Here is a 12,478-nt window from a genome sequence, read left to right as displayed (position 1 = left end):
GCCCCGGTGCAGGCGCGGGCCTGCCCGGGGCGTTGGGATGGCAGACGCAGCGTCAGCGCGCGTTGGCTTCGGCAGCGCGCTGCACGGCCTGTTCGGCCGCTTCGTCCGCGCATCGCGCGGCCTCGGCGGCGGCCTCGACCGCGCGTTGCGAAACCTTCATCGCGGTGCGGATGCCTTCTTCACTGGCAGCCATTGCGGCGTCCGCCAGTTCCTGGGCGATCTCCATCGGGGTTCTGCCCGCCGGATGGGCGGGAGTGGGCTTGCCGGGAAGCGGGGTCGGGAAGGTCATCGTCGGTGCTCCTGCTGGGGATGAGGGGGGAACACCGTCACTGCGCTCCCCCAGGATGTGGCGCAATGCCGCCTGGGCATCGGCCAGGATCTTCTGCGCCTGTTGCCGGGCCGCCAGGCGTCCGGCAGCAACGGCCGCGCCGGCTGCCGAAGCAAAGGCCTCTGTTGCTGCCCGCACGCCATCGCCATCTGGCGCCGGAGCCGGGTTCACACTGCATCCTTCTGATAATCCACCCGCGCTTCATCGCCCAGGTGGCGGCGGGTTCGGCGGTAATCCTGCAGGGTGATCACATTGTCCTCCACCTGTATCAGCGCCTTCGCTCTGGAACCATCGATCGCGAACTGCACGCTGGCACCGTCCTGGCCGAGCCGGCCACGGGAAACCGGATGTTCGTTGAGGAATTCCTGCGCATCGCGCAGCTGCCACCGCGCGGCCTCGCGCAACCGGCTGTCATCCTGCAGCAGTTCGGGTTCGTCGTCGAAGCAGGCCGCCATCTGCTGGGCGGCCAGCGATATGCGGGCATAGCCGATCTGCCGGTGCGCGGCCAGGCTTGCGTCGATCGCCTCGCGCACCTGCTCTGGCGACGGCAACTGTGGCAGCTGCGGCCCGTCCAGGAAGCCGAACAGGATCGGCAGCACCTGCTGCAACGCACGGGTGGCACGCGTCAGCCGATGCTCGCGGCTGCCACCTCCTGCGCTCACCCGCTGGTAGAAGCGGAAGTAGTCGGCAAACTCGATGGGCCTGCGCGCGTGCAGCAGCGCGAAGCCGGCAGAGTCGGCCAGGTCGTCGCGCCCTGCGGCGGACATGCCCACCTCACCGGCCAGCTGGTGGAGCGCCACCGATTCGCGAAAGTCCAGCTGCTGCAGCAGGGGTGCGTCGGCCGCGCCGATCGAAGCCAGGAACGCGCGCGAGGCGCCGAGCTCGGCGTTGGTCAGCAGCCGGTGTTTTTCCAGCACTCGCTGTGCCTCGATGTGCGACAGGCGTGTCTCGTCATCAAACTCCATGTTGCGCAGGGCACCGAGGTCGCTGGCACCAAGGCTGAGCAGCTTGACCGGGCCGATCTGCAACCCGGTGCGCGGCAACCATGTCATGCGCGAACCGTGCAGGCCCTGTTGCACCCCATCGAGCATCGTGCCCTCGTCGGAGAAGGCGTAGCGGTGCTCGTGCGATTCCATTGCCCACTTCAACCAGTGCTCGCCGCCGTCGATGAACTGAAGGACCTGCCTGCAGGATTGACTGATCAGGTTGGCCTGGGGGATGGAACGACCGGCAATGAAAATGCTCATGCGTGGATCTCCTGGCGGCCTCACTGGGCCGGAAATTCCTTGAGGACGGTCGCAGCGGCATTGCCGACGCGGTTGAAGTCGGCGGTGGCCCCCTGCATCATGTTCTGCGCCTGCGTGAGTACCCTCGCGTACTTTTCGTCCCCCGTCGCCAGGTACTGGGCCATGGCCACGCCGGCCGCGGTGGTCGCGATGGTTGAGACATTGCGCAGGGCGTCGGCGGCATCCTGTACGGCGATCGCCGCAGACTGGGCCACCGACTGGTAGGCCTTGCCGGCACCACTGGTCGTCACGACGGTCGCTGACATGGTGGCCGTCTGCACCTGGTTGATCACATCGATGATCTGGGCGTTGACGTTCCTCGGGTCCATACGGGCTCCTTGATGGGCGGGTGGGGCCGCAGGCGGCCTGCAGTCTGTCAGGCCCCGGCGTCAGCGTCGTCTGCCGGGGAAGGGGAAGGGGAGTCTGGCGCGGGATCCTGGGCGGGACCTGCGTCCGGATCCGGACCGGACGCGGGGTCGGGCGCAGGACCGGGCGCGGGCGCTGCCGCATTGCCTGCAAGCGTTTGGAGTGCATGCAGGCTGCTGGTAGCGGCCGCAGCGTCGGCAGTGGCACCGTGGGTCTGTGCCTGCAGGACGCTGATGGCGGTCTTTCCTTCTGCGGTGGCCGCGGCGATCACCGCCGCAGGCGAAGGGGGCGCCGGCACCGGGCCGGGCAGGGGGATGACCTGCGGTGGTGGCGGCGGAGGGGGTTCCGGAGCGGGTGGCGGCACCGGCCAGGGAGCGTTGATCATCTTCGCGCAGGTGGCGGTGACCGCTGCGTTGCTGACCATGCCTGCACCCTGCTGGCGCGCGACGGCGTTGTGCATGGCGGTGCCCAGCGTCTCCAGCATCACCATGTCCAGCATGCTGAAGGACTGCGCCGGACCCTGGGCCACCAGCAACGTCGAGGCAGCGCTGACGCTGTCGACGATCTGGCTGTTGACGGTGTTCTCACTGCTCATGACGGAACGGCTCCCTTCTGGATGATCAGGGCCAGGACCTGGGCCAGGCTTGCGCCGGCGGTCACCTGGCCGCGTTGCTGGTTGGCCACCGCGTTCTGCATTGCCAGGCCGAGGCTGTCGGCCATCGCCAGGTAGGTGGCGGACATCGCGAACGAGGGGGCAAGGGCGATCGCCACACCGGATCCGGCGCTGGTGGTTGCCAGCAGGTAGCCGGTGGCGGGCGATGCGGCCATCGATCAGGGGCCCGACGTGACGCCGCCCTGAGCGGGGGCGCGGTGGTTGGCGTCACGCCGGGCCGACACGTCAGCGCAGGCCCAGGATTTCGCGGGTGGCCACGCCGTTGGAGGCGGTGTCGATCGCATACAGCGTGGACACCCCCTGGGTGGTCGACGCCTGCATGGTCACGTAGGACTGCTGCTGGTTGTTGGTGGCGTTGTGCGCGGCGTTGGACAGCGCCTGGCTGGTGGCCACGAACAGGTTGCCCATTGCGATGGCCGGCGCATCGCCAAGCACCTTGGTGTTGACCTGCGAGACCGAATCGGTGATCTGGCTGTTGACGGCGGTGGGAAATGCCATGGTGGAAGCTCCTAGGGTGGACAGCACTACAGGAACGGAGATTGCCGGCACTCAATGGAATCAGCCGAGAATCTTCCGGGTGGCGGCGCCGGTGGCGCCGGTATCGACGGCGTAGAGCAGCGCGACGCCCATCGTGGTCGCGGCCTGCGCCGTGACATACATCTGCTGCTGGGCGAGCGTCGCGTTGTGGGCGGCATTGGCCAGCGCCTGCGCGGTGGCCTGGTACAGCGTGCCCATTGCCGTGGCAGGCGCCACGCCCAGCACCTGCAGGTTGGCCTGGCTGACCGAGTCGGTGATCTGGTCGTTGACGGCCGTGGGAAATGCCATGGCTCAGCTCCTTGCCTGCCGGCGCATCACGCGCCGAGGATCTGCTTGGTGGCCACGCCGGTGGTGGCGGTGTCGATCGAGTACAGCGTGGCCACGCCCATGGTGGTGGCCGCCTGCGCCGTCACATAGGACTGCTGCTGCGCATTGGTGGCGTTGTGGGCGGCGTTGGCCAGCGCCTGCGCAGTGGCCTGGTACAGATTGCCCATGGCCACGGCGGGCGCGTCGCCCAGCACCTTGGTGTTGGCCTGGGTGACCGAATCGGTGATCTGGTCGTTTACAGCGGTCGGGAATGCCATGTCGATCTCCTTGAGGTTGGCGGGTCAGCGATGGAACGACAGATCAGGAGCCCAGGCCGCGGACGCGGGTGCTGAGGATTTCCTTGCTCGCTACCGCCGTGGTGGCGGTATCGATCGAGTACAGAGTGGCCACTCCCATGGTGGTGGCCGACTGCGCGGTGACGTAGGACTGCTGCTGCGCGTTGGTGGCGTTGTGGGCGGCATTGGCCAGCGCCTGTGCGGTGGCCTGGTACAGATTGCCCACTGCCACGGCGGGCGCGTCGCCCAGCACCTTGGTGTTGGCCTGGGTGACCGAATCGGTGATCTGGTCGTTTACCGCGGTTGGAAATGCCATGTCCTGCTCCTGCGAAAGGGTGGAAGTGCGTGGTATCCAGTGTCACGGTGCGTTGCCTGCAGCGGCCTGGGCTTCACCGTGGGGCCAGAGTAGGAAATGGCGCCGCCGCCGGATTGGCGGAATCGACGGAGAATGCGGTGGGATCACCGTGAAGGTGCGGCGTGAATACGGCGGAACTGATGATCATCGCCGTCGTCGCCAGCGCTGGCGCGTTGCCCTGGAGCACACACAGGGCCTGCGCGTGGGCAGCGCGATCCGGCGGCGAGGGGCTGTCGGCCACAGCGTCGCCGGATCGGGCGGGTCAGAGCATGTAAGGGATCTTGAACGCCAGCGTGAAGTCCGGTGCATCCGGGGTCAGCCCGATGCCCAGCAGGGTCACCAGCGTGGTGTGCTGGTTGAGCGCATACGTCACACCCAGATTCAGTGACGCCGCGTTGGCGTCGCTGCCAATCACTTTCATCCACTTCCCGCCCTGGAAACGGGTGGAAGCGCGGGCGCTGATGCGGTCGCTGAAGGACAGGCTGAGACTGGTGCGCTCGTTGAACGCAAAGGCCACGCCGGCGCCGAAGTAGACCGAGCCGCCGAGCTTCACGTCACCCGGGTTGACCGTGTCGGGGTTGCTGTCGATGTCACTGAAACCACGCGGGAACGAATGCACGTAGCCGAGGTTGGCGAACAGGATCGCCGGATCGGCTGTCTTGACCATCGACAGCCCGACGTTGGCCTGCCACACGCCATTGCCGGTCGGTTGTTCCTTGGGCACGGCGAAGCGGATGTAGTCATCGTCATCGCGCTCGATCACTTTCCAGTCCAGGCCGTAAGGTGCACGCCCGGTGGGCGCGGTCACTCCGGCGGTGAGTACGGCTTCCGGGCGCCAGCCGCGCTCGCCGAACAAGCGGTAATTCGCACTCAGGCCGATATCGCCCAGGCCGTTGCCATTGGTTTCTTCCTGCGCGATCGCGGCCGCCGCACCGCCGGCACCGCCCTTCTGGTAGACGGTGCGCCGCGCCAGGTATGGCACGTCCAGGTTGAGCGTCAGGTTCGGGCTGACGCCCCAGCGCGCGGCCAGATTGTAGGTGAGCGAATCGGACTCGACGTTCTCGATGGCGATGTTGCCGAGGAAGATCGCATCCAGCGCCAGGAAGCCATTGAGGGTGAGCTGCTTGCGGTCGTAGCGGGCGTAGGTGAGGCTGTTCTCGACGGTGAAGCGGCGCGAGAACAGCGCCGACTGCTGCTGTTTCACATCATCCACGCTGCGCCGCGATTCCTGCTTTGCCTGCTGCGCCTCGGCGGCACTGCTGGCATAGCCTTCGCTGCCCGGTGACGTCTGTAGGGTCGAGCCATGCTCGACGGGCGCAGTCGTAGACGGGGCCATCGGGCCAACCTTCCCACTCAGGCGCGCCTGCATCGCCTGCACCTGCATGTCCAGTTCGCGCAGCCGCCGCACTTCCTGCGCGTAGTTGGATTTGAGCTGCTCCAGCTGGTTGGCCAGCGCCTGCACGTCGGCGCCATCATCCGCCGCGGGTGGCGCGGCGAAGGCGGTGCCCGCCAGCGCCGCCAGCGCCAACGGGGTGATCCTCATCAGGGTGTGCATGTTCGTGTCCTGCGTTGTGGAACGCTTCCCCCAACGCCGTGCCGTGGTACTACCGGCCCGGCCCCATGCCGCGGTTCATCGCAATCGCCTGGGCCACGTTCTGGCTCAACGGCAGGTTGCCGCCCGCGGTATCCCGCACCAGCTCCAGCCGCAGCTGGTTGCTGGCGATCTGGCCGTCACCGGCCAGGGCGATGCCCTGGCCGACGCTGCCGTTGCGTATCCATTGCTGGACCAGGCCCTGGCCATCTACCTGCAACAGCAGGCGTGCCTGGTTGCCGTCGAGCACCGCAGAGGCCGAGACGCCTGCGGCGTGTGCACTGATCGAATGGGCACCGTCATCCGGCAGGGCCGGCACCGCGCCATTGCGTACCACCAGCGTGGTCGCATTGCGGGCGACGTTGCCATCGCCGGCCACCTGCACGCTCTGCACCACGCCGCTGGCGTTGGCCAGGCCGCTGCTGTCGATGTGGCGACCCTGCGTGTCCGGCAGCGGCGCATCTGCGGCGGTGACGTGCACGCTGGGCTGGAAGCTCAGTTTCGGGCTGCCCCCGCCGCGGAAGTCCATGCCCAGGGTCAACGCACCCTGCAACACGCTTCCGTTGCTGGCCTGCCACTGTGAGACCATCGTCACCCCGAACCAGGCGACAGTATTGCCGCCCACGGTGTAACGGCCCCGCATCAGGTTCAGTTCGGGATCCGGGATTTCCTTCAGGCCGCGCCCGGGCGCCGCGTCCGCCGCCTGCAGGGGCAGGGCGGGGCAGGCCAGCAGCAGGACCATCAACAGGCGGTGACGGAACATGGCGGAACCTCCTTCAGAACAGGTCTGCGTGGCTGAAGCCGAAGTCGACCAGTTCGGCATCGGTGATCGGCCCCTGTCGCGCGTAGAGCGCGCGGGCACTGGGCCGTTCGCTGGGTTGCAGCAGAACCGTGTTGCGATCGAAATCGCTGCCGATCACCACGAAGACGGCACGCGATGGCCACGCAGCGAGGAATTCAGGCAGCGCCAGGCTGCGGTTGCCGAGGATGGGATCAGCCACCTCGACCACACCGTCGCGCACCTGCTTGAGCACCACGAAGTGGCGGAAGCCGCGCACGTCCATCAGCACAAGACCGGGAACGCGAAGCGTGCGCAGGCGTGTTTCATCGATACGATAGCCGCGCCCGCGCATGCCCAGCGATTCCACGTAGCGCTTGATGTCGAGCAGCGAGAAACCACGCTCGGCCACCAGCGCTGGATCGGACACCCCCATCATTCCTTCGATCACCGTCGCTTCGTCGGTCTGCAGGTGATAGGCATGGCGCAGGATGGTTGCCAGTGCGGCCGCCCCGCAGCTGTAATCGGTGTGCTGCCGCACCACGTTGCGGTAGCGCCGTTCCTGCATGCTTTCCACCTTCTGCTGCAGCAGTGCGCCATTGGGCAGCACGGCGGCGAAGCCGACGTCGCCCGCCCGCGCCGATGCACCGCCCAGCAACAGCAGGCAGGCCAGCAGGCATATCGAGAGACGGTGGCCGATCATCACGTTCTCCAGCAGCAGGAGGGAGCCCCTGCCCCAAGGGGGAGGAGGAACAGGGGCTCCCGGGAACCCGGCCATTGGCGGACGGCCGGGGTGGTGCACTTACTCGCCGTTGCCGCCACCACCGCCGGTGCTGGGCTGGGCTACGGCCAGGGCCAGGCTGTTGGCCTGCAGGTTGCCGGTGCCCGCCGCCACGTTCACGCCGATGTTGCCGGAGGCGCCGGAGAAGGCACTGCCGGACAAGGCCGACGTGTTGGTGGCGTTGACGTTCACCCAGCGCGTGGTGCTGACCGTGCCGCTCAGGCTGGCGTACAGATCGGCCACGCCCAGTTCGACGAACTGGCTGGTGCCGCTTTCACGCGTATCGAAGCCCAGGCCGCCCACCCCCGGCCGGTTGGGGTTCATCGTGGCGTTCTGGATCTCGTTGTCCAGGTCGATGTGGCCGGTACTGTTGCCACCCGGGTGCGGCAGTGCGCCGTTCCACGTATCCAGGTAATAGTTGGCCATCTGGTAGGCATTGCCGGTGCCGCGGTAGGTGCCGGCGCCATAGCCCCACGTCAGGCCGCTGACGCCGCCATGCAGGCCGACCTGCACGGTATCGGTGTAGGACTGCACGAAGCCGGCATTGCTGACCGTGTTGCCGGTGGAGACCTGGTTGGAGCTGATGCTCGACTGCGCCATCGCCGTGGTTGCGACCGAGGCCGCGAGCGCGTTCTTCTGCTCGTTGTTGTTGCCCGAAGCAATGTTGACACCGATGTTGCCTGACGCACCGCCGAAGGCATTGCCACCGAGACCTGCGGCATTGGTGACGCCGGAGTTCATGGTGGCGTTGCCGAAGCCGGCCTGGTTGACGAACACCTCGGCGTCGGCCATGCCGAAGCTGAAGGACGCATCGGCAGCGGACAATGACGCGGCATTGTCCTGGGCGTTGTTGTCCCCCGATACCACGTTGAAGCCGAGGTTGCCGGAGGCGCCGGCACCCACGCTGTCACCGATGGAGGCACTGTTGGTGACCAGGCTGTTGCTGGTGGCGTTGCTGCTGATCGACTGGCGGTTGTCGATCACCGCAATGGCCGCCGAGTCGAGGTCGATGTCGCCGGTTATGGTGGGGTCGCCGGAGAAATTGACGTCGGTGCTGAGGCGCAGGTCCTTCTCCAGGTTCACGTCGACGCCGTGGTTGTTCTTTTCCTTGCGCTCGTCGGCCTGGATGGTGCTGTGCTTCTGCACATTGACGTTGACGGTGCGGTTGCGTACGTCGTTGTCGGCGTGGTTGTGGGTGTCGTTGCGGGTTTCGCTGACGGTGTGGTTGTGGTTGATGTTCGCGTTGGCGTTCTGGTTGTCCCAGCCATTGGCCGCAGCGGCGGTCGAGGCAGTGGCAATCGCCATGGCGAGCATGGTCCGTTTGACGGTCGCTTTCATGGTGCCCTCTCTCTCATCGGGTGGTGCATCGGTTGGGTGGTTGTCACGGGCGGTCCTGCACGACCAGGCCCAGCACATTGGCCGTGTCGTTGCCGCTGCCCGCGATCTGATTGAGTTGCAGGACCCCGTCGAATCCCCGCAGCGCGGTGCTGGTGACACCGGCGCTGCGGGTGCCGGTCGCGACGCCGCGACCGGCGTCGTCCCGCCCCCCTGCCAACGCGGAACCTTCGGCGGCCAAGGCCGTATCGTCGGATTCGCGTATGCCCTGTCTGGCCAGCGTCGCGCTGACGACGTTGAGCGTCGTGTTGGCGATGCCGCTGGCCTGGTTGATGGATGCGATGCCGCTGGCACCGGCCAGCGCGTTGCCGTCGATGACGGCGGTGGCGTGCGCCGGTGCGCTCAGCACGCGGTTGCCGGCCCGCAGTTGCCGGTTGCCGATCGACACGTCGGCGCGTTCGCCGGTGGCGATGCCATGCAGGTTGGCCTGCAGGTTGAGGTCACCGGCCGCCTGGTTCAACGCGATGGCGCCGTTTGCACCCGCCAGGGCGTGACCGTCGATGCGGGCCACGTCGAGGTAGGCGAGCATGCCGCTGTAGTCGTCGGCCTGCGCCATCAACGGCGTGGCAAACAGGACCAGCAGCCAACGTGCCCGCTTCACTTGCCACCTGCCGGGGCCGGGCCCTGCAACGGGAACTGGGCGAGCGCGCCGCGCACGGTATCGCCGATGCCGCGGGTGCTGTTCCCGACCGCGCCCAGTGGGCCACCCAGTGCGCCACCGAGGCTGCTGCCGAGCATGCCGTCACTGCTGCGTCCCAGCGTGCCGCCCAGGGCCTGCTGGGCGACCCGTTCGACGGTGGTGCCCGTGGGGGTCGCGGTCGCAGCCGTGTGCCCCGCCCCCATGCCGGCATAGTCCTCATCGCTCAGCTCATCCATCGCGTTTGCCGGGGTACCCGCACCGAGCGCCAACGCAATCTCGCGCTGCGGTTTCGGATCGGCGATCAGCGCCATGCCCGGGGGCGCCATGCGATAGGCCGGTCGCGCGGCCACATCCCGCAACAGGACGATTTCGCCCGGTTGTGCCTTCACGCCCTGGCGGGCACCGGAGGCAGAGGCGCCCGCGGCTGCCGACAGCAGGGCCACGGCCAGCATTGCCAGCAGGCCGCGAATGGGGGTGATGCCGTCCATACCGATCTCCCGTGATGGGTGCGGCGGAACCACGCATCATCCGTGCCAACCCTGAAAGGCTTGGCAGCCAGGGGGGCGGGCACTGGCGGGCGTGGGGCGTTGCTGCTGCACTGATACAGCCGTGTGGAAAAAATGTTGGGATTGCGCAGCGCCAAGCGCCGCAGGGCAAGGCAGGCGGCCGACTGTCGCACCGGTGTTACAGGTGCCGCCGCGGACTGTAACGATGCCGCTTCAGCCAGTGCTTTCTTGACGCGCCGCTCATTGCGCCGCCGTTTAGCGCAGCGCTAGGATCCGCGCAACAAAGGCCGCCGCGGTGGCCGTAGAGGTCCCGGCGGAGGGGCGGCACGCCGGTGATTGCCTGACAGTCCGCCGACGGTGTCCGGATGCTGGGGGAAGCATGGCAGCGGTCCCGGAGGCTTCTGCGTCACGATGCGTGCTCTGGTTCGGCGAGCCGCTGGCGAACGAGCGCAGCGCGCTGGCGGCCGCAGGCTGGTACGTGCGTCGCATCCATCCCGACCCGGCGATGGCCATCGGCCTGCGCGGGCGCGACCGGCTGCTCGCCGTGCTGGATCTTCGCCATCTGGATGCGCCGGCCCAGCAATTGCTGGCGCCGTGGATCGAACAGCACGCGCATCTGACCTGGCTGGCGGTGCTGCCGCCTGGCGCAGGGCCCACGCCTGCAGCGTGGCGGCCCTTGTTGCAGCGTTGCATCTCGCGGTTCACGCTTCCTTTCGGCCTGCAGGACCTGGTGGCGGCGATGCGCCAGCAGTTCGACGCGGAGGATACGTCTGCCGACGAAGTGTGCGGCGGGCAGGGGCCGCGCGCATTGATCGGCGAGAGTCCTGCGCTGCATGCGGTGCGCACCGTACTGCACAAGTTCGCGCCGGTCGATCTGCCGGTGCTGGTCACCGGCGAGACCGGCACCGGCAAGGAGTTGGCGGCACATGCACTGCACGCGTTGTCCGGCCGTGCAGGCAAGCCGTTCATCGCGGTCAACTGCGGTGCCATCCCTGCGAACCTGGTGCAGTCGGAGCTGTTCGGCCACGAGCGTGGCTCGTTCACCGGTGCTGACAAGCGCCAGATCGGCGTATTCGAGGCCGCATCCGGCGGAACCGTGTTCCTTGACGAGGTGGGCGACCTGCCGGCCGAAGCGCAGACCAGCCTGTTGCGCGTGCTGCAGGAAGGTACGTTCGAGCGGGTCGGCAGCAGCCAGCCGCTGCGGGCGGACGTGCGTGTACTGGCTGCCACCCATGTGGAACTGGAGCACGCGGTGGCGCAGGTGCGGTTCCGCAGCGATCTCTACTATCGCCTCAACGTGCTGCGCCTGCTGATGCCACCGCTGCGCGAGCGCGGCGCTGATGTGCAGCTGCTGGCGGAACATTTCCTGCGCTGCTTCCGCCTGCGCCACAGCGTGCGTGCACGTGGCTTTGCACCCGCTGCGCTGCAGGCGATGCGGCGTTTCGAATGGCCCGGCAACGTGCGCGAACTGCTGAACCGGGTGCAGCGGGCGGCGATCATGGCCGAAGGCGAGCTGATCAGCGAGCGTGACCTCGAACTGGGAGGGCGCGTGCATGCGCCGCCGGGGGCGATGCTGCACGATGCCCGCGGCCAGGCCGAACGTGATGTGCTGTTGCAGACGCTGCGGCAGACCGGCTACAACGTCTCCGAGTGCGCGCGGCAGATGCAGATCTCGCGGGTGACCGTGTATCGGCTGTGCCGCAAGCATCGGCTGGAGCTGCCGGCGCAGCGCTGATCAGCCGGCCGGCACGTGCTTGAACAGGCGCAGTGGCGTGCCTGGAAGACGCTCGATCACGCCCTTGGCCTCCAGGTCCAGCTGCACGGCTTTCAGCCACCAACCGGCCGTGGCGCCTTGCGGAAACAGCGATGCGGGCAGGTGCGGCAACAGCGCCTGCTTCGCCTGCGCCACCGTCATCCCGGGAGGTTGCCTGGGCAAGGCACGCAGCAGGGCCGCGCGCATGGCCATGTACTTGGCGCGATCCACGCGCTGGATGTGCCCGGGCGTGGTGATGCTCTCGATCTCGATCCGCTCGGGCTCAGGCATGGCTGCCTCCCGTGATCTCGATGCGTGGGCTGCGGAAGCCCATGGAGATCCACGCCTTCAACAGCCGGGCATGGAACCGCAGCGAGTGGGTCTTCAGGTTGGGCACATCGCCGGGAAGGACAGACGCGTCGGGAAGATCGTTGACCATCGTCCGCATCTCCACGGCGGGGCGTATCGCGTCCGGCCACAACAGCCCATACAGGCTCAGCCAATGGCCACCGCTGAACTCCAGGAAGAGCGGCGTATTGCAGCAGCCCGCCACGACGCGGCGGCTGCCGGCCGTGCTGGACAACCGCCACGCGTGCAGCCGGGAATGCCCGGCATCGATGCGGACGCGATCCTTGCGCTGCATTACGAAATGCGTCTGGCCCTGAGGCCCCAGCACCTGCGGTGCGCCGGGCATCGCCTGCATCCGGGCGCCGGCCCTGCGGCAGCTGTCGCAGCAGCATTCGACGCTGGCGATGGGGCTGCCGGTGGTGGTCAGGCGGACCTGGCCGCAGGCGCAGGCAAGGGACTGTTGGGAAGGCATCTGCATTTTCTCCTGGGGTACTCAACCTCTCGACGAACGGGCGCGTGGGAAATCGACACCCACTGCC

At 67.7% G+C, this 12,478-nt stretch carries 18 protein-coding genes; 1 reads left to right on the top strand and 17 read right to left on the bottom strand.

Annotation, left to right across the window (positions count from 1 at the left end; genetic code table 11):
• Positions 1 to 52: 52 nt before the first annotated feature.
• From AC5P7I_RS14615 to AC5P7I_RS14545, 15 genes are all read right to left on the bottom strand, one after another.
• The gene (locus AC5P7I_RS14615) at positions 53 to 499 is read right to left on the bottom strand and encodes a hypothetical protein (protein WP_262087704.1); all 447 of its coding nucleotides are present in this window, start codon (positions 497 to 499) and stop codon (positions 53 to 55) included.
• Positions 496 to 1,575, bottom strand: coding sequence for a hypothetical protein (locus tag AC5P7I_RS14610; RefSeq protein WP_262087703.1), 1,080 nt, complete (start codon positions 1,573 to 1,575; stop codon positions 496 to 498). Before AC5P7I_RS14610 ends, AC5P7I_RS14615 begins: the two co-directional genes overlap by 4 nt.
• Before the next feature lie 20 nt (positions 1,576 to 1,595).
• Positions 1,596 to 1,943, bottom strand: coding sequence for a hypothetical protein (locus AC5P7I_RS14605; RefSeq protein ID WP_014647257.1), 348 nt, complete (start codon positions 1,941 to 1,943; stop codon positions 1,596 to 1,598).
• Between the two features lie 47 nt (positions 1,944 to 1,990).
• Complete coding sequence (locus AC5P7I_RS14600; protein ID WP_049406879.1) at positions 1,991 to 2,575, bottom strand: RebB family R body protein; 585 nt, start codon at positions 2,573 to 2,575, stop codon at positions 1,991 to 1,993.
• Positions 2,572 to 2,808 (bottom strand): RebB family R body protein, encoded by a 237-nt coding sequence (locus AC5P7I_RS14595; RefSeq protein WP_032957589.1) that lies wholly within the window; start codon positions 2,806 to 2,808, stop codon positions 2,572 to 2,574. Before AC5P7I_RS14595 ends, AC5P7I_RS14600 begins: the two co-directional genes overlap by 4 nt.
• A gap of 70 nt (positions 2,809 to 2,878) precedes the next feature.
• A complete protein-coding gene (locus AC5P7I_RS14590; protein WP_005416651.1) occupies positions 2,879 to 3,151 on the bottom strand; it encodes a RebB family R body protein in 273 nt (90 codons plus the stop codon).
• A gap of 60 nt (positions 3,152 to 3,211) precedes the next feature.
• Entirely contained in the window at positions 3,212 to 3,478 is a 267-nt protein-coding gene (locus tag AC5P7I_RS14585) for a RebB family R body protein (protein ID WP_006446865.1), read from the bottom strand.
• Between the two features lie 26 nt (positions 3,479 to 3,504).
• A complete protein-coding gene (locus AC5P7I_RS14580; RefSeq protein ID WP_005416649.1) occupies positions 3,505 to 3,774 on the bottom strand; it encodes a RebB family R body protein in 270 nt (89 codons plus the stop codon).
• Between the two features lie 43 nt (positions 3,775 to 3,817).
• Entirely contained in the window at positions 3,818 to 4,108 is a 291-nt protein-coding gene (locus AC5P7I_RS14575; RefSeq protein ID WP_005416648.1) for a RebB family R body protein, read from the bottom strand.
• Positions 4,109 to 4,409: 301 nt separating this feature from the next.
• A complete protein-coding gene (locus tag AC5P7I_RS14570; protein ID WP_046430801.1) occupies positions 4,410 to 5,702 on the bottom strand; it encodes a transporter in 1,293 nt (430 codons plus the stop codon).
• Positions 5,703 to 5,751: 49 nt separating this feature from the next.
• Positions 5,752 to 6,501, bottom strand: coding sequence for a hypothetical protein (locus AC5P7I_RS14565; RefSeq protein ID WP_049439623.1), 750 nt, complete (start codon positions 6,499 to 6,501; stop codon positions 5,752 to 5,754).
• 13 nt (positions 6,502 to 6,514) lie between these two features.
• Complete coding sequence (locus tag AC5P7I_RS14560; RefSeq protein ID WP_014647252.1) at positions 6,515 to 7,219, bottom strand: C39 family peptidase; 705 nt, start codon at positions 7,217 to 7,219, stop codon at positions 6,515 to 6,517.
• Positions 7,220 to 7,318: 99 nt separating this feature from the next.
• Positions 7,319 to 8,635: a FapB/FapC family functional amyloid domain-containing protein gene (locus AC5P7I_RS14555; protein ID WP_262087702.1), complete on the bottom strand. Its 1,317-nt coding sequence runs from the start codon at positions 8,633 to 8,635 to the stop codon at positions 7,319 to 7,321.
• Between the two features lie 43 nt (positions 8,636 to 8,678).
• The gene (locus AC5P7I_RS14550) at positions 8,679 to 9,248 is read right to left on the bottom strand and encodes a FapB/FapC family functional amyloid domain-containing protein (protein WP_051007184.1); all 570 of its coding nucleotides are present in this window, start codon (positions 9,246 to 9,248) and stop codon (positions 8,679 to 8,681) included.
• 41 nt (positions 9,249 to 9,289) lie between these two features.
• On the bottom strand, positions 9,290 to 9,820 hold the full coding sequence (locus AC5P7I_RS14545; protein WP_075076950.1) for a FapA family amyloid fibril periplasmic chaperone: 531 nt from the start codon (positions 9,818 to 9,820) through the stop codon (positions 9,290 to 9,292).
• A 397-nt stretch (positions 9,821 to 10,217) separates the two neighbouring features.
• Between AC5P7I_RS14545 and AC5P7I_RS14540 the strand changes: the two genes are divergently transcribed.
• Entirely contained in the window at positions 10,218 to 11,573 is a 1,356-nt protein-coding gene (locus AC5P7I_RS14540) for a sigma-54 interaction domain-containing protein (RefSeq protein WP_262087701.1), read from the top strand.
• Here AC5P7I_RS14540 and AC5P7I_RS14535 read toward each other — a convergent pair whose 3' ends face one another.
• A complete protein-coding gene (locus AC5P7I_RS14535; RefSeq protein ID WP_014647247.1) occupies positions 11,574 to 11,882 on the bottom strand; it encodes a DUF6958 family protein in 309 nt (102 codons plus the stop codon).
• On the bottom strand, positions 11,875 to 12,417 hold the full coding sequence (locus AC5P7I_RS14530) for a GFA family protein (RefSeq protein ID WP_262219539.1): 543 nt from the start codon (positions 12,415 to 12,417) through the stop codon (positions 11,875 to 11,877). The genes AC5P7I_RS14535 and AC5P7I_RS14530 overlap by 8 nt, the downstream gene beginning before the upstream one ends.
• Positions 12,418 to 12,478: the final 61 nt, after the last annotated feature.

This window comes from Stenotrophomonas sp. YJH_SMC_138, assembly GCF_059369855.1.
This window is presented reverse-complemented; position numbering and strand designations above follow the sequence as displayed.

Bases quoted from the DNA above. Each gene is read 5' to 3' on its own strand.
- AC5P7I_RS14610 (WP_262087703.1), bottom strand. From the start codon at position 1,575: ATGAGCATTTTCATTGCCGGTCGTTCCATCCCCCAGGCCAACCTGATC.
- AC5P7I_RS14605 (WP_014647257.1), bottom strand. From the start codon at position 1,943: ATGGACCCGAGGAACGTCAACGCCCAGATCATCGATGTGATCAACCAG.
- AC5P7I_RS14600 (WP_049406879.1), bottom strand. From the start codon at position 2,575: ATGAGCAGTGAGAACACCGTCAACAGCCAGATCGTCGACAGCGTCAGC.
- AC5P7I_RS14595 (WP_032957589.1), bottom strand. From the start codon at position 2,808: ATGGCCGCATCGCCCGCCACCGGCTACCTGCTGGCAACCACCAGCGCC.
- AC5P7I_RS14590 (WP_005416651.1), bottom strand. From the start codon at position 3,151: ATGGCATTTCCCACCGCCGTCAACAGCCAGATCACCGATTCGGTCTCG.
- AC5P7I_RS14585 (WP_006446865.1), bottom strand. From the start codon at position 3,478: ATGGCATTTCCCACGGCCGTCAACGACCAGATCACCGACTCGGTCAGC.
- AC5P7I_RS14580 (WP_005416649.1), bottom strand. From the start codon at position 3,774: ATGGCATTCCCGACCGCTGTAAACGACCAGATCACCGATTCGGTCACC.
- AC5P7I_RS14575 (WP_005416648.1), bottom strand. From the start codon at position 4,108: ATGGCATTTCCAACCGCGGTAAACGACCAGATCACCGATTCGGTCACC.
- AC5P7I_RS14570 (WP_046430801.1), bottom strand. From the start codon at position 5,702: ATGCACACCCTGATGAGGATCACCCCGTTGGCGCTGGCGGCGCTGGCG.
- AC5P7I_RS14565 (WP_049439623.1), bottom strand. From the start codon at position 6,501: ATGTTCCGTCACCGCCTGTTGATGGTCCTGCTGCTGGCCTGCCCCGCC.
- AC5P7I_RS14560 (WP_014647252.1), bottom strand. From the start codon at position 7,219: ATGATCGGCCACCGTCTCTCGATATGCCTGCTGGCCTGCCTGCTGTTG.
- AC5P7I_RS14555 (WP_262087702.1), bottom strand. From the start codon at position 8,635: ATGAAAGCGACCGTCAAACGGACCATGCTCGCCATGGCGATTGCCACT.
- AC5P7I_RS14550 (WP_051007184.1), bottom strand. From the start codon at position 9,248: ATGGCGCAGGCCGACGACTACAGCGGCATGCTCGCCTACCTCGACGTG.
- AC5P7I_RS14545 (WP_075076950.1), bottom strand. From the start codon at position 9,820: ATGGACGGCATCACCCCCATTCGCGGCCTGCTGGCAATGCTGGCCGTG.
- AC5P7I_RS14540 (WP_262087701.1), top strand. From the start codon at position 10,218: ATGGCAGCGGTCCCGGAGGCTTCTGCGTCACGATGCGTGCTCTGGTTC.
- AC5P7I_RS14535 (WP_014647247.1), bottom strand. From the start codon at position 11,882: ATGCCTGAGCCCGAGCGGATCGAGATCGAGAGCATCACCACGCCCGGG.
- AC5P7I_RS14530 (WP_262219539.1), bottom strand. From the start codon at position 12,417: ATGCAGATGCCTTCCCAACAGTCCCTTGCCTGCGCCTGCGGCCAGGTC.